General features: G+C 34.9%; 1 protein-coding gene and 2 pseudogenes. 2 read left to right on the top strand and 1 reads right to left on the bottom strand.

Features of this window, described 5'->3' with window-relative positions:
• Window positions 1-256 (top strand): annotated as a pseudogene (locus tag CBG25_RS03455) (ShlB/FhaC/HecB family hemolysin secretion/activation protein); the annotation flags it as partial.
• Window positions 257-687: 431 nt separating this feature from the next.
• Window positions 688-1,560, top strand: a pseudogene (locus CBG25_RS03450) (ABC transporter substrate-binding protein); the annotation flags it as partial.
• 52 nt (window positions 1,561-1,612) lie between these two features.
• On the opposite strand, the gene CBG25_RS03445 reads toward CBG25_RS03450, so the two are convergent.
• A partial coding sequence (locus CBG25_RS03445; protein WP_290603625.1) for a transposase family protein occupies window positions 1,613-1,917 on the bottom strand: 305 nt, incomplete at its 5' end.

The following is a 1,917-nucleotide window of genomic DNA, read 5'->3' as shown; positions in this document are numbered from 1 at the left end:
ACTGATCAAAAATGAACTTAGTTGGTATACACCATTGCCTGGCCATGTGCTCTATGCAACCTTGAATTACGGTTCAGTTTCGGGAGATCGAGCGCATTTTTGGCGTGATGATTACTTAATTGGTACATCGATAGGCTTAAGAGGCGGTTATAAGCAATTAAGCTACAGTACTTATATTGGTTTTCCGCTATTAAATTCGTCAGATCATAAACACGATCATATGGTTTCTGGTTTTCGAGTTAGCCTGAGTTATTAATCATTTATCAGGTATCTAGTTTGAGGATACCTGCCTAATATCCATTTTTCTATTTTATTCTTTTTTGTTGCTGAATGTTTTTATCTTTTGCTAATAGATATTTTAATAATTAGTCAACAATTGATTAATTATTGACCAAATGGGCGTTCAGATGAAAATAGTTATTAATATCAATTTAAGTTATTTTTTTGAATTTTATCACTAAAAAATTACAAATTTATTATTTTTTATCCTATTTTTATGAATTATAGGTTTTATATTTGTTTCTTTTTTGTCTAAAAAAACAGCAATAAAAGTATTGACGTGAGCGTTAACAATTGATTTATTGTTTTAACGTCTGTGATAAAAATATAACTAAATTACAATATCAGTAGCACTATTTAGTAAATTGCTTAAAAAATATAATAAAGTGACAACAGGGGAAGCATAATATGAAGTTTTGTATAAAAAATGCAGTGATTTTATCTATTAGTATTAGTTTGATTACTCTAGTTATTTCTACTAATTTGCAAGCAAAAACCTTGGTTTATTGTTCAGAAGGCTCACCAGAATGATTTAATCCACAATTATTTGCGTCAGGAACAACTTATGATGCTAGTTCTATTCCACTTTATAATCGACTGCTGGAGTTTCAATTGGGTACCACAGAGATAAAACCGGCATTAGCTGAACGGTGGCAAGTGAGTGATGATGGAAAAGTTTATACTTTCTATTTGCGCAAAGGGGTTAAATGGCATACCAGCAAAAACTTCAAACCAAGCCGTGAATTCAATGTTGATGATGTCATTTATACTTTTATGCGGCAAAAAGATGCATCTCATCCCTATCACAAAGTTTCAGGCGGCAGCTATGAATATTTTATTGGTATGGATTTGGATAAAATCATCGATAAGATAGAAAAAATTGACGATCATACTGTACGTTTTGTTCTTACCCGCCCTGAAGCACCCTTTTTAGCCGATATGGCGATGGATTTTGCTTCTATTTTATCGGCAGAATATGCCGAACAGATGATGAAAAAAGGTAAGCCGGAGCAGGTTGATCTTGAGCCGATTGGTACCGGCCCATTTCAGTTAATTCAATATCAGAAAGATTCGCGCATCCTTTATAAAGCCAATCGTGATTATTGGGGAGCTAAGCCTAAAATAGATCATTTAGTGTTCTCAATTACACCAGATGCAGCAGTACGCTATGCTAAGTTACAGAAAAATGAATGCCAGGTTATGGCATTCCCAAATCCAGCTGATCTTGAACGTATGAGGCAAAATAAACAAATCGTATTGATGGAACAACCGGGTCTCAATAAGCGTGTTGCTTAATAGTGAAATAAGGGTGTTTCGGTGATTGAAGTAAATTTTACGCTGTTCTGAGATGGAAATTCCAAAGACCTGCGCTAAGGAGTAAGAAGGTATCATCAATAAAGGGTCTACGATTCCGTAAAATTTGGGTCATGCAACCGAGGCGCTTGATACCCGCGATGGCGTGTTCAACTGTAATACGGATGCCCGAGATTATTTTATTTTCTTGTTTTTGTTCAGGCGATAAAGGTCTTTTTCGAGTTCCTTTTTTTGGGATTTGTGTATTAGGATGCTGTTTATCTATACCTTGAAAACCGGTATCTGCCCAGATGGTTACCTCAGGAGGAATATGGCGAATTATAT

This window comes from Arsenophonus sp. ENCA (assembly GCF_002287155.1).
Taxonomy (GTDB): Bacteria; Pseudomonadota; Gammaproteobacteria; order Enterobacterales; family Enterobacteriaceae; genus Arsenophonus; species Arsenophonus nilaparvatae.
Note: the sequence above shows the minus strand (reverse complement) of the source record. Positions and strands in the feature narration are given on the sequence as shown.